Annotated in this window: 11 protein-coding genes; 5 read left to right on the top strand and 6 right to left on the bottom strand. The window is 72.5% G+C overall.

From position 1 onward, the window contains the following. Window positions 1-339: 339 nt before the first annotated feature. The 3 genes from ACWEMJ_RS20685 to trpS form a co-directional block, all read right to left on the bottom strand. A complete protein-coding gene (locus ACWEMJ_RS20685) occupies window positions 340-1,068 on the bottom strand; it encodes a nucleoside/nucleotide kinase family protein (protein ID WP_452138535.1) in 729 nt (242 codons plus the stop codon). A 10-nt stretch (window positions 1,069-1,078) separates the two neighbouring features. Further along, on the bottom strand, window positions 1,079-2,008 hold the full coding sequence (locus ACWEMJ_RS20690; RefSeq protein WP_452138536.1) for a S66 peptidase family protein: 930 nt from the start codon (window positions 2,006-2,008) through the stop codon (window positions 1,079-1,081). Between the two features lie 147 nt (window positions 2,009-2,155). Continuing rightward, window positions 2,156-3,193, bottom strand: coding sequence for a tryptophan--tRNA ligase (trpS, locus tag ACWEMJ_RS20695; RefSeq protein ID WP_452138537.1), 1,038 nt, complete (start codon window positions 3,191-3,193; stop codon window positions 2,156-2,158). A 754-nt stretch (window positions 3,194-3,947) separates the two neighbouring features. On the opposite strand from trpS, the gene ACWEMJ_RS20700 reads away from it, so the two are divergent. Then, entirely contained in the window at window positions 3,948-4,286 is a 339-nt protein-coding gene (locus ACWEMJ_RS20700; protein ID WP_452138538.1) for a hypothetical protein, read from the top strand. Window positions 4,287-4,452: 166 nt separating this feature from the next. Here the strand turns inward: ACWEMJ_RS20700 and ACWEMJ_RS20705 are convergent, their stop codons facing one another. Beyond that, window positions 4,453-4,926 carry an NUDIX hydrolase gene (locus ACWEMJ_RS20705; protein WP_452138539.1) on the bottom strand — a complete coding sequence of 158 codons (474 nt, stop codon included), beginning with the start codon at window positions 4,924-4,926 and terminating at the stop codon, window positions 4,453-4,455. 215 nt (window positions 4,927-5,141) lie between these two features. Between ACWEMJ_RS20705 and ACWEMJ_RS20710 the strand changes: the two genes are divergently transcribed. Continuing rightward, window positions 5,142-6,050: an ATP-grasp domain-containing protein gene (locus tag ACWEMJ_RS20710; protein ID WP_452138540.1), complete on the top strand. Its 909-nt coding sequence runs from the start codon at window positions 5,142-5,144 to the stop codon at window positions 6,048-6,050. 70 nt (window positions 6,051-6,120) lie between these two features. On the opposite strand, the gene ACWEMJ_RS20715 is transcribed toward ACWEMJ_RS20710, so the two are convergent. Both ACWEMJ_RS20715 and ACWEMJ_RS20720 read right to left on the bottom strand, forming a co-directional pair. Further along, the gene (locus ACWEMJ_RS20715; RefSeq protein ID WP_452138541.1) at window positions 6,121-9,831 is read right to left on the bottom strand and encodes an ABC transporter ATP-binding protein; all 3,711 of its coding nucleotides are present in this window, start codon (window positions 9,829-9,831) and stop codon (window positions 6,121-6,123) included. A 223-nt stretch (window positions 9,832-10,054) separates the two neighbouring features. Beyond that, on the bottom strand, window positions 10,055-10,717 hold the full coding sequence (locus ACWEMJ_RS20720; RefSeq protein ID WP_452138542.1) for a TetR/AcrR family transcriptional regulator: 663 nt from the start codon (window positions 10,715-10,717) through the stop codon (window positions 10,055-10,057). A gap of 190 nt (window positions 10,718-10,907) precedes the next feature. Between ACWEMJ_RS20720 and ACWEMJ_RS20725 the strand changes: the two genes are divergently transcribed. From ACWEMJ_RS20725 to ACWEMJ_RS20735, 3 genes are all read left to right on the top strand, one after another. Further along, window positions 10,908-12,557, top strand: coding sequence for a carboxyl transferase domain-containing protein (locus tag ACWEMJ_RS20725; protein ID WP_452138543.1), 1,650 nt, complete (start codon window positions 10,908-10,910; stop codon window positions 12,555-12,557). A 94-nt stretch (window positions 12,558-12,651) separates the two neighbouring features. After that, window positions 12,652-14,880 carry an ATP-binding protein gene (locus ACWEMJ_RS20730; RefSeq protein WP_452138544.1) on the top strand — a complete coding sequence of 743 codons (2,229 nt, stop codon included), beginning with the start codon at window positions 12,652-12,654 and terminating at the stop codon, window positions 14,878-14,880. Then, window positions 14,877-15,872, top strand: coding sequence for a hydroxymethylglutaryl-CoA lyase (locus ACWEMJ_RS20735; RefSeq protein WP_452138545.1), 996 nt, complete (start codon window positions 14,877-14,879; stop codon window positions 15,870-15,872). Before ACWEMJ_RS20730 ends, ACWEMJ_RS20735 begins: the two co-directional genes overlap by 4 nt. Window positions 15,873-15,910: the final 38 nt, after the last annotated feature.

The following is a 15,910-nucleotide window of genomic DNA, read 5'->3' on the forward strand; positions in this document are numbered from 1 at the left end:
TTCCTTCGAGCGGCCTTCCGACCAGCCCTCCGGGCGCTTCGTTCTTTCGTGTTTCCAGCTTATCAGATGTTTTCCGCTCCGTTTTCCGGAGTTTCAATCCGACTTGCTGTTCGTCTTCCCGGCCTGACGGCCCGTCCGACGTTTCAAACTCTAGCCGATCCTCGCTCCGAAAAGCGAATCCGCCGCAATCTCCGAAAACACGCACAGCAAATACGAACGGAGACGCGAAAAGGACGCGACCCGTCACGGATCAACTGAGTGGTTCTCAAGGGATTGGCCGCCCCGGGACCGTCCGCGTAGACACGTGTCCGGTGCTCCCTGCCGAGCGACTAGTCAACACTACGCCGATCGGTGGACGGGTGCAAACGCGTCTGCCGGGACGACCCAGTCGCAGGCCGCCCGGGTGCTCTCCACGTATGCGGCGTTGGGCCGGTCGTTGCTGTCGATGCGTCGGCGGGCGGTCGCGTGGTCCTGGCCGCCGGCGGTGTGGCGGGCGAGCAGGCGGGTGTCCCGGGCGGTGTGGTCGGCGTCGACGTACCAGAGTTCGCGCAGCAGGGCGCGGGCGTCGGTCCAGGGGGCGGCTGACGACGCGAGGTAGTTGCCTTCGGTGACGACCAGGCGGGTGCGGGGGCGGATCAGGTGGCGGGCGGCGACGGGCTCGTCCAGCGTGCGGTCGAAGTCGGGCACGTAGATGTCGTGGAAGCGGTCGGCGGCGACGCGCTGCACGAGGGCGAGGTAGCCGAGGGCGTCGAAGGTCTCGGGGGCGCCCTTGCGGGGTCGCAGGTCGAGGCGGTCGAGCTGGGTGTTGGAGAGGTGGAAGCCGTCCAGTGGGAGGTAGGCGGCGGTGTCGGGGCCCTCGTGCTGGTTGATCCGGTCGATCAGGAGGCGGGCGAGGGTGGACTTTCCGGCGGCGGGCGGGCCGGCCAGGCCGAGGAGCACCCGGCCGGTTCCGCTGCCGGGGCCGCGGAGCAGGCCGAACGCGCGGGCCACTGCGGCCGAGGCGGACGTCCGCTCGTCGGCGGGTCGGGTGGTGGGAGTGTCCGTGACGGGTGCGCCTTCGACGTGCATGGTCGGCACCCTACGCATCGGCGGCGGCGGTGAGAACGGGTGCGTCGAGGGTGAGCGTGGCCGCGTCGGCGTCCAGCGTGGCGGCGACGCCGAGCGGAACGGTGAGCGAGGACGGGGCGTGGCCGAAGCCGAGCTCCCAGACGACCGGGACGCCCAGGTCGCCGAAGTGGTCGAGCATCACGGCGCGGACGCCGTCGAGCGGGCCGCACAGCTCCCAGGAACCGAGCACCACTCCCGCCACACCTTCCAGGGCTCCGCTCCGTCGCAGTTGGGTGAGGATGCGATCGAGTTGGTAGGGCTGCTCGTTGACGTCCTCAAGGATCAGCAGGCCGCCCGCGAAGGACGGACGGGCGCCGGGGGTGCCGCGGTCGGCGGCGAGCAGCGAGGCGCAGCCGCCCATCAGTACGCCGTGGGCGCGTCCGGGCAGCAGGGTCGCGGCGGCGGGGCCGGCGAGGACGGTGGTGCCGGCCGGTTCGAAGAGGGTGCGGCGCAGGTGCTCGGCGGTCGGGGCGTCGGTGCTGAAGACGCCGGCGCCGGGCATCGGACCGTAGAGAGTGGGGACGCCGAGCTGCTGGGCGACGGCTTCGTGCAGGACGGTGATGTCGCTGAACCCGATCAGGAGCTTCGGCGGGACGGCCCGCATCGCGTCCCAGTCGAGCAGGTCGACCATCCGGTGCGCGCCGAAGCCGCCGCGCACGCAGAGGACGGCGGCGATGTCGGGGTCGAGCCAGGCGGCCTGCAGGTCGGCGGCACGGTGGGCGTCGGCGCCGGCGAGGTGCGGCAGCGTGGGGTGGGTGTCGTGGACGTGCGGGAGGATGGTCACCTCCAGACCCCAGGACCGGAGTATCTCCGTCCCCCGGCCGAGCTGTGCGGGGTCGACCGCGCCGCTGGGGGCGACGAGGGCGACGCGGTCACCGGGACGGAGCGGGCGCAGCGACATCGGCTGACTCCTTCGTGGTGGGGAGTGCGAGCGGGACGACCGGCAGTGGGGCGCGGCGTGCGGGCCGGCGGATGGTCTGCCTGCTGACGGTATCCCCCGGCCGTGAACTCTCCATCCCGGCCGGGGGACGCGTGCGGTGCCTCGGGGTCAGAAGGTGCCCATCGCGCTGCGGACCTCGGTGAGGGTGCGGTCGGCGATGGCGTTGGCACGGGCGTTGCCGGTGTGCAGGACGTCGCGCAGCAGTGCGCGGTCGGCGGCCAGTTCGGCGCGGCGGGTGCGCAGGGGGCGGAGGTACTCGTTGACGGCCTCGGTGGCGGTGCGCTTGAGTCGGGCGGCTCCGCCGGAGCCGATCTCCTCGGCCACGGCGTGCGGGTCACGGCCCTGGCAGAGGGCGATCAGCGTCACCAGGTTGGAGACGCCCGGGCGGTTCTGGGGGTCGTAGCTGATGTGCCGGTCGTTGTCGGTGACGGCACCGCGCAGCAGTCGGGCGGTCTCGTCCTCATCGGCGCCGAGGGTGATGGCGTTGCCCCGGCTCTTGCTCATCTTGCCGCCGTCGGTGCCGAGGAGCAGCGGGGCCTCGGAGAGCAGGGCCTGGGGTTCGGGGAACAGCGGGGTGTAGCGGTCGTTGAAGCGGCGGGCGATGGTGCGGGTGGTTTCCAGGTGCGGCAGTTGGTCCTGGCCGACGGGGACCAGGTCTGCCTTGCAGAACAGCAGGTCGGCGGCCTGGTGGACGGGGTAGGTGAACATCAGCCCGCTGACGGCGGCCTGCCGGGAGTGGGCGATCTCGTCCTTGACGGTGGGGTTGCGGGAGAGTTCGGCGACGCTGATCAGGCTGAGGAACGGCAGCATCAGCTGGTTGAGCGCGGGGACGGCGCTGTGCGTGAAGATCGTGGTCCGGTCCGGGTCGACGCCGGCGGCCAGGTAGTCGAGGACCAGGTTCTCGGCGTGCTCGGCGATCCGTTCGGCCCGGTCGCGGTCGGTGATCACCTGGTAGTCGGCGATCACGATCATCAATTCGATTCCCCGGGACTGGAGTTGGACCCTGTTCCGGAGGGTGCCGAAGTAGTGGCCGAGGTGCAGTGGGCCGGTCGGGCGGTCACCGGTGAGGATGCGGTGGTGGCCGTCGGCGCTGGCGGCGATCAGCGGGTTGGCGGTGCCGGGCGCGGTGTCTGCGGGGGCGGTCATGGCGGGAGTTCTCCTCGGTTGCGGTGGTGACCGCCCGCCGGGACGGGCCCGGGTCCGTCGGAGATGATCGCGCCGGGGCCGCCCGTACGGACGGCCCTGGAGTCATGCGTGGGGATCGGCCGTCCTAGGACGGCCACCAGCACTGGCATGACATGAGAGACATGCGCTCACCATAACGCGGCGGCCCGGACCGACGAACGGATTTCCCGCCCGGAGCGCGGGGAACCGCCAGGCTGTGTACCCACGTCCCTTGGCCCGGCACGCACTGTTGGTGCAGGATCGGGCGAGCCGAGAATCCGGAGGGTGTGCAGCCATGACCTCGCTCGACCAGAACGCGCCGAACCGGCCGGACGCGGACGCCAATCACCCTGCGGCGAGCGCGAGTTCGACGGCCCCCGGCACCGGGGTCGGCCGAGGGCGCGACTCGGCGCCGTCCGGCTCGGATCCGAGCGGATGCTCGGACGCCGATGCGGACGGACACAGAGCCCCGGGCGGGCGCGGCGACTCCCCTGCCGAGCGCTTGGTGGCGAGTGGGGCGATGGGCACTCCTGGGTCTGTGAGCTGGTCGGCCGGGGGCTGGGGCGCGGGCGCGATGGCGGGACGCGTGCGGCCGCCACGTCGGCCGACGCCTTCGCGACGCCTGAGCCAGGTACGGGCCGTTCCGCCCGCACCGGCACCGTTCGGTGGCACGTCGGCGAACGGGCCGGTCGCCGACGGGGCGGAGAGCACGCCGGCCGTCCCCGTGGGCGTGCCGATGGGTGTGCTGATCGGCGGGTCGCCCGCGCTGATCGACAGTGCCGGCCCCGGCGTGGCCCGGGTCGCGGAGCGCCGGGTGGCCGCCCAGTTGCTGCGGTTCGGCCCCGGGACCTGCCAGGTGGTGCTGCCGGAGTGGCGGCCGGCCATCGCGGTGTCGGTCCCCACCGAGCAGTTGCAGCGCTCGACCGGAATGAACCCGGAGGAACTGCGCTCCGCCCTGCTGTCGGTGGTGATCAACCCGGAGGCGGTGCACGACCGCGAACTGGGGCTGCGCGACTGGCAGGCCGAAGTCCCGGCGGCTCGCGGACGCCGGAGGGGTCGGCGTCAGGTCCGCTGATCGGGCTCGCTCAGCGTCGGTGACGGTCACGCCTGTGCTTGCGGGCACCGGGGCGGGTACGGCCGCACGTGCGGGCGCGGATTCGGGCGGCCTGGACGGGCGGCTCCTCTCTCTGCTGGTTGCCGGGTTCGGCGCGGCCTGGGTGTACGGCCGGCCGAGATCGCCGTCAACTAAGCGGTTCTACTGGGCTGTTGGGCACGTAGCCGAGGTGGACGGGGACGATGGGGCCGGGCTCCGCGGCGCGGAGCCGGTCGAGCAGGGCCGGCAGGTTCGGTGGCCAGAGCGGATCGGCGTCCGGCGCGGCCAGTTCGGCGGGCGTCCACCAACGCCACCCGAGGATGCCGTCGGTGCGGTGGACCGCTGCCACGTCTCCGGGTTCACGGCGCGGGCCGCGGGCCAGGAAGATGTGCTCGTGCTGGCGCACCGGTGTGCCGTGCCAGGTGAAGTCGTGCTCCCAGGTGCAGAGGAGGTCGCCGGGCCGGAGGTCGGTCCAGCCGGTTTCCTCGCGCAACTCGCGGAGCGCGCCCTCGGCAGGCGTCTCACCTGGCTCCAGCCCGCCGCCCGGAGCGTTCCAGTGCACCCCTGTCTCGGAGTTGTCCGACCGGAACAGGAACACCTCGCCCTCCGGCGAGAGCACCACCGTTCGCGCCGCTCGACGGGGTAGCCGTTCACCTTTGGACTTCCGACGCCCTGTGATCCATCGCACACGGGAAGCCTGGCAGCGCAACCGCCCGACTGTCGATCGGGTTTTCGGTCACCGCAACGGGCCCTTCGCCGGCGCGCGGCGCAGAATGCCTGGTCAACGCCCGGTCAAGGACGGCCCATCCACCGATCGGTGGACCTAATCTGAGCCCCATGGTCGACCCCACCGTCATCCTTCCCTCCGACCCGCTGCTCCCCCGTCGGACGGACCCGCACTTCGCCTGGGAGGCCGGACTGGTCCGGGCGGCCGGAGGCAGCCCGGCGCTGCTCGATCACGACGCCCTGCTGGCCGGCAACATCGAGGCCGCCGTCCGACGCGTCCCCGCCGGGTCGGGGCCGCTCTGGTACCGGGGCTGGATGATCCCCGTCGCCCGGTACGCCGCGCTGGCCGAGGCCCTGACCGACCGGGGCTGCGCGCTGCTGACCGGGCCGGGCGAGTACGCCACCGCCCATGAACTGCCCGGCTGGTACCGGACGTTCGAGCCCCTGACGCCCGCCAGCCGTTGGCTCCCCGGCACTTCCTGGGACCGCCCCGCGCTGGCGGCGGCCGCCGCCGAACTGGGCGGCCGCGGCCCCGCGGTGGTGAAGGACTACGTCAAGTCCCGCAAGCACGAATGGCACGAGGCCTGCTACGTGCCGGAGTTGGCCGATCTCGACGCACTGGAGGGCGTGGCGGCGCGCTTCACCGAGCTGCAGGGCGAGTTCCTCGCGGGCGGGCTGGTGCTTCGCCGCTTCGAGTCCTTCGCGCGGACGGCGGACGGCCGGGCGGAGGAGGCCAGGGTCTGGTGGCTGGACGGCGAGCCCGTGCTGATCGGGCCGCACCCCGACTGCCCGGCGAGCCGGGTCGAGCCCGACCTGTCCGCCGTCCGCCCGCTGGTGCGGGAGCTGGGGTGCCGCTTCGTCACCACCGACCTGGCGCGACTGGCCGAGGGCGGCGGTGCCGACGGCGGTTGGCGGGTGGTGGAGGTCGGTGACGGCCAGGTCAGTGAGTTGCCGTCCGGGGTGGACGCCGAGGCGCTGTTCCGGGCGCTGCTGGACGCCGCACGCCCCGGCCGGGCCTGAGCGGTCGGCTTCGGTGCCGACCAACGCCCCGGGCTCGGCGGTGTGTCTGGCCCGGGGCGCCGCCGGATGATCAGCCGGCGACCGGGGCCGGGTGCCCCTCCGCGATGAAGGCGTTCCACAGCTTGGCGTAGGCGCCGTCGCGGTCGAGGAGCTCGGCGTGGGTGCCGTCCTCCACTATTCGTCCGTGGTCGAGGACGATGACCCGGTCGGCGCGTTCGGCGGTGGTGAGCCGGTGCGCGATGACCAGGGTGGTGCGTCCGCCGCTGAGCCGGTCGGCGGCGTGGTTGACGGCTGCTTCGGTGGCGAGGTCGAGGGCGGCGGTGGCCTCGTCGAGGAGCAGGATGTCGGGGTCGACCAGTTCGGCCCGGGCGAGGGCGATGAGTTGGCGCTGGCCTGCGGAGAGGTTGCGGCCTCGGGCGGCGACGGTGTGCTGGTAGCCGCCGGTCAGGCGAGTGATCATGTCGTGCGCGCCGACCGCCTTGGCCGCGGCTTCGACCTCGGCGTCGCTCGCCCCCGGGCGGCCGTACGCGATGGCGTCACGGACCGTCCCGGCGAACAGGTAGGCCTCCTGCGGGACAACGCCCAGCCGATGCCGGTAGCCCTCCAGGTCGTAGCTGGTCAGGTCGGTGCCGTCGACCCGCAGGGTGCCGCCGGTGGCGTCGTAGAACCGGGCGACCAGCTTGACCAGGGTGGACTTGCCGGCCCCGGTCTCCCCGACCAGTGCGACGGTCTGACCTGCCGGTATGTGCAGGTCGATGCCGGACAGCACGTCCCGATTGCCCTCGCCTCCGCCGTTGTAGGCGAAGCTCACGTCCTCGAAGGCGATCTCGCCCCGCAGCGCCCCGACCGGAACGGGCTGTTCGGCCTGGGGGGTGCTGGTGGGGGTGCGCAGGAGCTCGCGGATGCGGCCGAGGCCGACGGCCGCCTGCTGGTAGCCGTCGAAGATCTGCGAGAGCTGGTTGACCGGTGCGAAGAACAGGTCGATGTACAGCAGGTAGGCGACCAGGGCGCCGATGGTCAGCGTGCCGTGGTCGACCCGCGAGGCGCCCGCGATCAGGACCAGCGCGGAGGCGACGCTGGACAGGAACTGCACGAACGGGAAGTACAGCGAGATGTACAGCTGGGCCTTGACCCGGGCGTGCCGGTAGGCGAGGCCGCGTTCCACGAACCGGTCGGCGTTGGCGTCCTGGCGGCGGAAGGCCTGGACGATCCGCATGCCGGCGACGTTCTCCTGCAGATCGGCGTTGACGGTGCTGATCAGGTCGCGGGAAATCTGGTACTGCTGGGCGGACTTCTTGCGGAACACCAGGGTGGCGACGACCAGCAACGGCAGCACCGTGAGCACCACCAGGGCGAGGCCGGGGTCGATCACGACGAGGGCCACGAAGATGCCGAAGAAGGTGAACAGGCTGACCACCGCGGTGACCACGCCGGTCTGCAGGAACGAGGATATGGAGTCCACGTCCGTCGTCATGCGGGTCATGATCCGGCCGCTCAGCTCGCGCTCGTAGTAGTCGAGGCCGAGGCGGTTGAGGTGGGCGAAGATCTTCAGCCGCAGGGTGTAGAGGACGCGCTCGCCGGTGCGCCCGGAGATCATGCTCTCCGTCGCCTGCACCAGCCAGTCGAGCAGGACGACGGCGAGTGCCAGCAGAGCGGCGACCGCGACGCCGCCGATGGCGGCCTTGCTGACACCGTCGTCGATGCCCTTCCGGATCAGCACCGGCAGGGTCAGGCCGGCCGCGGTGTCCAGGGCGACCAGCAGCAGCGCGAGCAGCAGCGGGCGGCGGAACGGGACGAGCAGCCGGGCCAGGCTGAACTTGGGATCCGCCGTCTCGGCCTGCACCACCGGGATGTCCGGGGTGTCGACCGCGGGCGGCAGGGCGGCCACCTTGGCGAGCAGCTCGGCGTCGGCCGCGGGCTTCTCGGCGACCGGCGCGGCGTCGCCCTGCTTCTCGGGCGCCTCGTCCTGCACCGGCTCGGCAGCGGGGGCGGCCAGGGCGTCCGGGTCGGTGATCAGCGACCGGTAGCGCGGACATCGGGCGGTGAGTTCCTCGTGGGTGCCGATGTCGATCAGCCGGCCGGCGTCCAGGACGGCGATGCGGTCGGCGAGTTGCAGGGTGGAGCGGCGGTGCGCGATCAGCAGGGTGGTGCGGCCGGCCATCACGCTGTCCAGGGCGTCGTGGATCTCCGCCTCGATCTGCGGGTCGACCGCGGAGGTCGCGTCGTCCAGCAGCAGCACGCGCGGGTCGGTGAGGATGGCCCGGGCCAGGGCGATGCGCTGGCGCTGGCCACCGGAGAGGGTCAGGCCCTGCTCGCCGACCTTGGTGTCGTAGCCGTCCGGGAGCTCCCGGATGAAGCCGTCGGCCTGGGCGATCCGGGCGGCGGCAAGGATCTGCTCCTCGGTGGCCTCCGGGTGGCCGTAGGCGATGTTGGTGCGGACGGTGTCGGAGAACAGGAAGCTCTCCTCGGGCACGATGCCGATGGCGGCGCGCACCGAGTCGAGGGTGGCCTCGCGGAGGTCCTGCCCGAACAGTCGGACGCTGCCGGATGTGGGGTCGTAGAAGCGGGGCACCAGCTGGGCGACGGTCGACTTCCCGGAGCCGGACGCGCCGACCAGGGCCAGCGTCTCTCCCGGTGCGATCCGCAGGCTGAGGCCGTCCAGCACCGGAACGCCGTCGGGGACGCTGCCCGGCACGGGGTGCTCCTCCTCCCGGTAGTGGAACCCGACCTTGTCGAGCTCCAGCGCGGGCGTCCCGGCCGGGGCCGCGTCCGGGTCGAGCGGCCGCGCGCCGGGTGCGTCGGCGACCAGCGGGCGCTGGTCGATCAGCTCCACGACCCGTTCGACGCCGGCGCGGGTCTGCTGGGCGACGGTGATCACCACGGCGAGCATCCGGACCGGGCCGGTCATCTGCGCCAGGTAGGTGGAGAAGGCGACGAAGGTACCGAGGGTGACATCACCCCGGACGGCCAGCCAGCCGCCTGCCGCGAGCACCGCGACCTGCCCGAGCGCGGGGACGGCCTGCATCGCCGGGGTGTAGCGCGCGTTCAGCCGGATCGAGCGGAGCCGGGCGGCGAACAGTTCGCGCGAGGCCCGCTCCAGCTTGCCGCGCTCCTGGGACTCCTGGCCGAAGCCCTTGACCACCCGGACGCCGCCGACCGCGGCATCCACCACGCCGGCGACCGCGGCGGCCTGCTGCTGGGCGGCCCAGGTGGCGGGGAAGAGGCGCTTGCGGCTGAGTGTGGACAGCCACCACAGGGCCGGCGTCATCACCAGTGCGATCAGGGTGAGCGGCACCGACAGCCAGAGCATGACCACCATCGACATGCCGAACATCAGGGCGTAGCCCGTCATCATCGGAATCATCGCCAGCAGCCCGCTGACCAGCTGCAGGTCGGAGGTGGCGCGGCCGACCACCTGGCCGGTGTCCAGCCGGTCCTGGCGGTGCCCGTCGAGCCTGGTCAGCGAGCGGAACAGGTCGGCTCGCATGTCGTGCTGGACGTCCAGCGCCAGCTGCCCGCCGTAGTAGCGGCGGACCTGGGTGCACAGGAACACCGCGGCGGCCGCGACCAGCAGCAGCACCGCCCACGGGGTGAGCGGGCGGCGGTGCGTGCTGATCACGTCGTCGATGATCAGCTTGGTGATGAGCGGGACGGTGGCGGTGATCGCCATGCCGACGAGCGACGCACCGAAGGACAGCAACAGGTTGCGACGGTAGCGCCAGCAGTAGCCGCCGAGCCGGCGGAGCCAGCCTTGCTCTGGGAAACCATGAGTCTCGGGCATATTTAGTGATGCTAACCATTCGGCCGGATGAGCGTCCATCGAATTCGACAGGCGCATAGGAGGCTGAACGACCCGGGGCCGAGCTTCCTTCCCATCTACAGCCTGCCCGCGGCACGCGGTGGTGCGCCTCCTACGGTCGGCTGCATCCGGGTCGTCCGATCGTCCTAGGCGGGGGTGCGGCCAGCCTCCGGCCAGGCCCTGGACCTGTCGGTAAATCCGCAGGTCAACCGGCCGAGCGGGGCTCCACGGCCGAGGCGGCGGCTGCCACGAACGCACCCTGGGCCAGCGCGCGCAGCAGCGCGGCCATGGCTTCGCGGGTCAAACCGGTCCGCTCGGCGGCGAGGTCCGCCGGAGCGGCCTGCGGCGCGGCGCTGTGCGGGGTGGAGTTCAGCAGGCCGAAGACCGCGTGCACGGCGGCCCGGGCGACCGGCTCCGCCTCGGCCGCGGCCAGCGCGGCGAAGGCCTCGCGCACCACCGTGACCCACAGCTCGACGTATCCGCGCTGCAGCCGACGGACCCGGCGGCGGTCCTCCTCCTTCAGGTGGAGCAGCTCGCGGTCGTGCAGGATGATCAAGTCCCGGTCGTCCAGGGCGAAGTCGATGTGCCCGTCGATCAGGGAGTCCAGCGCGGCCTGCGGCCCGGCGGCCGCACCGACCCGGCGACGCCCCTCCTCCAGCAGGCGCTCGCTGATGCCCACCAGCAGGTCGGCGAGCATCGCGTCCTTGCCCGCGAAGTGCCGATAGAGGCCCGGTCCGCTGATGCCGACCGCCTTGCCGATCTCGTCCACGCCGACGCCGAGGAAGCCGCGGGCGGCGAACAGCCTGGCGGCCTCCTTCCGGATCTGGTCACGGCGTGGGAGCACGGGGGCGGCAGGGCGGTTGGGCATGCTGCCCATCGTAGACAGTCGGGTTATCGCTGGTTAACCTGGCGGCAGAGTTAACGCTCATTAACACGGGCTGGCCGGCTCGCCCTTCGGCCTGCCCGGATCCGAATCCGAGGGCAAGGGAGCTCTTGGGATGGTCCCCTCTTCGGCACCGACCTCATCGTGGTCTCCGACTTCGCCGCACCACGCCGCCATGCCGCCGGCGCCGCTGTTCGACGCGGCTGCCGCACCGGCGCCCCGGCTGGAGAGCGCCGTCGACCCGGCCTCCCCCGCCGGGCTCGCCAACGCCCAGGCCCACCGGGCCCTGGTCGCCGAACTGCGCCAGAAGCTCGCGGCAGCCGCCCTCGGCGGCGGCGAGAAGGCGCGGGCCCGGCACACCGCTCGCGGCAAACTCCTGCCCCGGGACCGGGTGGACACCCTGCTCGACCCCGGCTCGCCCTTCCTTGAGCTGGCCCCCCTGGCGGCCGACGGCCTGTACGACGGGGCCGCCCCCGCCGCCGGTGTCATCGCCGGCATCGGACGGGTCGCCGGTCGCGAGGTCCTGGTGGTGGCGAACGACGCCACCGTCAAGGGCGGCACCTACTACCCGATGACGGTGAAGAAGCACCTGCGTGCGCAGGAGGTGGCCCTGGAGAACCGGCTGCCCTGCATCTACCTGGTCGACTCCGGCGGCGCCTTCCTGCCGATGCAGGACGAGGTGTTCCCGGACCGCGACCACTTCGGCCGGATCTTCTACAACCAGGCACGCCTGTCCGCCGCCGGGATCCCGCAGATCGCGGCGGTGCTCGGCTCGTGCACCGCCGGCGGCGCCTACGTTCCGGCGATGAGCGACGAGGCGGTGATCGTCCGCAACCAGGGCACCATCTTCCTCGGCGGCCCGCCGCTGGTGAAGGCCGCCACCGGCGAGGTGGTGACCGCCGAGGAACTCGGCGGCGGCGACCTGCACTCGCGCACCTCCGGCGTGACGGACCACCTGGCCGAGGACGACGCGCACGCACTCTCCATCGTCCGCACCATCGTGGCCGGGCTCGGCCCGCGCGCCGCCAAGCCCTGGCCCCTCGCTCCGGTCGAGCCGCCCGCGGTCGACCCGGCCGGACTGTACGGCGCGGTGCCGGTGGACCCGCGCACCCCTTATGACGTGCGCGAGGTGATCGCCCGCCTGGTCGACGGCAGCCGCTTCGCCGAGTTCAAGGCCGAGTACGGCAGCACGCTGGTGACCGGCTTCGCCCGCATTCACGGGCATCCGGTCGGCATCGTCGCCAACAACGGTGTGCTGTTCGCCGAGTCCGCGCTCAAGGGAGCGCACTTCATCGAGTTGTGCGACCAGCGGGGCATCCCCCTCCTCTTCCTGCAGAACATCACGGGCTTCATGGTGGGCCGCCAGTACGAGGCCGGAGGCATCGCCAAGCACGGCGCCAAGATGGTCAACGCGGTGGCCTGCACCCGGGTACCGAAGCTGACGGTGGTGATCGGCGGCTCGTACGGCGCGGGCAACTACTCGATGTGCGGCCGGGCCTACTCTCCTCGCTTCCTGTGGATGTGGCCGAACGCGAAGATCTCCGTCATGGGCGGGGAGCAGGCGGCCTCCGTGCTCGCCACGGTTCGGCGCGACCAGTTCGAGGCCCGGGGCGAGGACTGGCCGGCCGAGGCCGAGGACGAGTTCAAGCGCCCGGTCCGCGAGCAGTACGAGCGCCAGGGCAACGCCTACTACGCCACGGCCCGGCTGTGGGACGACGGCGTGATCGACCCCATGCAGACCCGCACCGTGCTCGGCCTGGCGCTCACCGCCTGCGCCAACGCCCCGCTCGCCGAACCCCGCCCGTTCGGGGTCTTCCGAATGTGACGCCCTGCCGGAGGGCCGAGCCAATGGCCGGTCACCGCTTCTGATGCATCGTCAACTCGCTCACCCGTTCTTCTCGCAACGGAGGCACACCTCCATGTTCGACACCGTGCTCGTCGCCAACCGCGGCGAGATCGCGCTGCGGGTGATCCGCACCCTGCGACGGCTGGGCGTGCGCTCGGTCGCCGTGCACAGCGACGCGGACGCGGACGCCCCGCATGTCCGGGCCGCGGATCTGGCCGTCCGCCTCGGGCCCGCCGACCGGAGCGACAGCTCGGCCGCCGAGACCTATCTGCGGAGCGACCTGATCCTCGACGCCGCCCGCCGGACCGGCGCGCAGGCCGTCCACCCCGGCTACGGGTTCCTCGCCGAGAACCCCGCCTTCGCCGAGGCCTGCACGCAGGCCGGGCTGGTCTTCATCGGCCCACCGCCGGCTGCGGTGGAGCTGATGGGCGACAAGATCAACGCCAAGGAGGCCGTCCGGGCCGCCGGGGTGCCCGTCGTCCCCGGAAGCGAGGACGGCGCGCCCAGCGACGAGCAGCTGATCGAGGCGGCGGCCCGAATCGGCTACCCGGTGCTGCTCAAGCCCTCGGCCGGCGGCGGCGGCAAGGGCATGCGCCTGGTTCGCGACCCGGCCGAGCTGCCCGCCGAGCTCGCCGCCGCCCGCCGGGTGGCCCGCACCGCGTTCGGCGACGACACCCTGCTGCTGGAGCGCTGGGTGGACCAGCCGCGCCACATCGAGGTGCAGGTCCTGGCCGACACCCACGGCCGGACCGTTCACCTCGGCGAGCGGGAGTGCAGTCTCCAGCGCCGCCATCAGAAGCTCATCGAAGAGGCTCCTTCCGTTCTGTTGAATGCCCGGACCCGGGCCGCGATGGGCGCGGCCGCGGTGCGTGCCGCCGAAGCCTGTGGCTACACCGGCGCCGGCACGGTCGAGTTCATCGTTCCCGGCGGGAACCCGGCGGGGCCCGACGCGGACGACGTCCTCGACTTCTTCTTCATGGAGATGAACACCCGCCTCCAGGTGGAACACCCCGTCACCGAACTGGCCGTCGCGATCGACGGCCCCGAAGGCCCGCAGCGGCTCGACCTGGTCGAGTGGCAGCTGCGCGTCGCCGCGGGCGAGCGCCTGTCGTTCACACAGTCCGACATCTCCTTCCAGGGCCACGCGATCGAGGCCCGCATCTGCGCCGAGGACCCGGAACGGGACTTCCTGCCCACCGGCGGTGAGGTACTGCTGCTGGACGAACCCTCGGGCGAGGGCATCCGGGTGGACTCCGGAATCGCACCCGGCGACCGGATCGGCAGCCTGTACGACCCGATGCTCGCCAAGGTGATCGCGTACGGGCCCGACCGCCCGACCGCGATCCGTCGGCTGCGGGCCGCACTGGCCGAGACCCGCATCCTGGGCGTCACCACCAACACCGGCTACCTGCGCCGACTGCTGGCTCAGCCCGAGGTGACGGCAGGCCGGCTCGACACCGGCCTGGTGGAGCGCAGTGCCCAGCAGGACCCCTCCCTGCTGAGCTCCCCGTACACCCGACCCGACACGATCGACCTGCTCCACTTCGCCGCCGCGATGGTGCGACAGCTCGGACTCGGCCGCGCCGACGCCTCCGACGGCTGGGCCGATCCCTTCTCCCTCCCCTCGGGGTGGCGACTTGGCGGCGAGGCTGCCTGGACCACGCACCGACTGCGGCTCGCCGGACACGAGCCGGTCGCGGTGCGTTGCCAAATGACTACCAGCAGTGAATTCGAGAGCGCTATCGGTTTTTCCACCGCGAAGTCTCCCGAGTGGGAGGTCCGGCTCGACGACGGCCCGGTCCGGAAGGTCCGCGCCACGCTGGCCGGAAGCCTGCTCCGCCTTGCGGTTGACGGCCTGCAGGCCACTTTCACGGTCGCCGAGGAGCGCACCGCGGAGGGCGTCACGCACTGGCTCGGCACCGACGGAGACGCCTGGGCCGTTCACCCGTTCGACGCAATCGCCGAGCGTGCCGCCGCCGGCGCCGTCCACCACGGCACCCTCACCGCGCCGATGCCCGGCACCGTCACCGTGGTCAAGGTCGAGGCCGGCGAGCGGGTCCGCCGCGGACAGGCCCTGCTCGTCCTGGAGGCCATGAAGATGGAGCACGTCATCTCCGCGCCGCACGACGGCACCGTCGAGGACCTGCGGGTCTCCGCCGGCGCGACCGTCGCGATGGACGAGCCCCTGGTGGCGGTCGCCCCCGACGAGGAGGAAGCCGCTGCCGGCACCGGCACGGAAGCCGGCACCACCACCGGCACGGAGCCCGGCACCACCGCGGAACTGTCGGAGGCCGCACGATGACCGCCACGTCCGACCGAACCGCGCCCGAACCGACCGTGCTGGCACTCGGCCTGCCGGACCCGGTGCGCGATCCCGACCTCCCTGCCCGAGTGCGCATCCACGAGGTCGGCGCCCGCGACGGACTGCAGAACGAGAGCAGCCTCGTCCCCGTCGAGGTCAAGGCGGAGTTCATCACCCGCCTCGCCGCCGCCGGGCTGCGCACCGTGGAAGCCACCAGCTTCGTCCACCCCAAGTGGGTGCCGCAGCTGGCCGATGCCGAGGAGCTGCTGCCGCGACTGGCCGAGCTGCCCGCACGGTACCCGGGCCTGCGCCTGCCCGTCCTGGTCCCCAACGAGCGCGGGCTGGACCGGGCTCTGGCCCACCACGCCGGCGAGGTCGCGGTGTTCGCCAGCGCCACCGAGACGTTCGCCCGGCGCAACCTCAACCGCTCGGCGGACGAGGCGATGGCCATGTTCCGACCGGTGGTCGAGCGCGCCACGGCGGCCGGCCTCCCGGTGCGCGGCTACCTGTCGATGTGCTTCGGCGACCCGTGGGAGGGGCCCGTCCCGATCGCCCAGGTGGTCCGGCACGGCCTGACGCTGCTGGAGATGGGCTGCACCGAGCTGAGCCTCGGCGACACCATCGGCGTCGCGACACCCGGCCAGGTCAAGGCACTGATCGAGGAATTCACTCGATCCGGTGCACCGGTCGACCAGGTCGCGGTGCACTTCCACGACACGTACGGGCAGGCGCTGGCCAACACGCTGGCCGCGCTCCGCTCCGGCGTGACAGTGGTGGACGCCTCCGCCGGCGGCCTCGGCGGCTGCCCGTACGCCAAGAGCGCGACCGGCAACCTGGCCACCGAGGACCTGGTCTGGATGCTGCACGGCCTGGGCATCGAGACCGGCGTCGACCTGGCGGCGCTCGCCGCCACCAGCGGCTGGATGGCAGGTCAACTCGGTCGCCCCAGCCCCTCGCGGACCGTCCGCGCCCTGCTCGGGCCCACGGCCTGATCTCCGACTCCACAACCCCCACCCGGCCCACCAGGCCC

This window comes from Kitasatospora sp. NPDC004531 (assembly GCF_053602195.1).

What these genes read in the sequence shown, in the direction of transcription:
- ACWEMJ_RS20685 (WP_452138535.1), bottom strand. Translation starts at nt 1,068, where the DNA reads ATGCACGTCGAAGGCGCACCCGTCACGGACACTCCCACCACCCGACCC.
- ACWEMJ_RS20690 (WP_452138536.1), bottom strand. Translation starts at nt 2,008, where the DNA reads ATGTCGCTGCGCCCGCTCCGTCCCGGTGACCGCGTCGCCCTCGTCGCC.
- trpS (WP_452138537.1), bottom strand. Translation starts at nt 3,193, where the DNA reads ATGACCGCCCCCGCAGACACCGCGCCCGGCACCGCCAACCCGCTGATC.
- ACWEMJ_RS20700 (WP_452138538.1), top strand. Translation starts at nt 3,948, where the DNA reads ATGGGTGTGCTGATCGGCGGGTCGCCCGCGCTGATCGACAGTGCCGGC.
- ACWEMJ_RS20710 (WP_452138540.1), top strand. Translation starts at nt 5,142, where the DNA reads ATGGTCGACCCCACCGTCATCCTTCCCTCCGACCCGCTGCTCCCCCGT.
- ACWEMJ_RS20715 (WP_452138541.1), bottom strand. Translation starts at nt 9,831, where the DNA reads ATGCCCGAGACTCATGGTTTCCCAGAGCAAGGCTGGCTCCGCCGGCTC.
- ACWEMJ_RS20720 (WP_452138542.1), bottom strand. Translation starts at nt 10,717, where the DNA reads ATGCCCAACCGCCCTGCCGCCCCCGTGCTCCCACGCCGTGACCAGATC.
- ACWEMJ_RS20725 (WP_452138543.1), top strand. Translation starts at nt 10,908, where the DNA reads ATGCCGCCGGCGCCGCTGTTCGACGCGGCTGCCGCACCGGCGCCCCGG.
- ACWEMJ_RS20730 (WP_452138544.1), top strand. Translation starts at nt 12,652, where the DNA reads ATGTTCGACACCGTGCTCGTCGCCAACCGCGGCGAGATCGCGCTGCGG.
- ACWEMJ_RS20735 (WP_452138545.1), top strand. Translation starts at nt 14,877, where the DNA reads ATGACCGCCACGTCCGACCGAACCGCGCCCGAACCGACCGTGCTGGCA.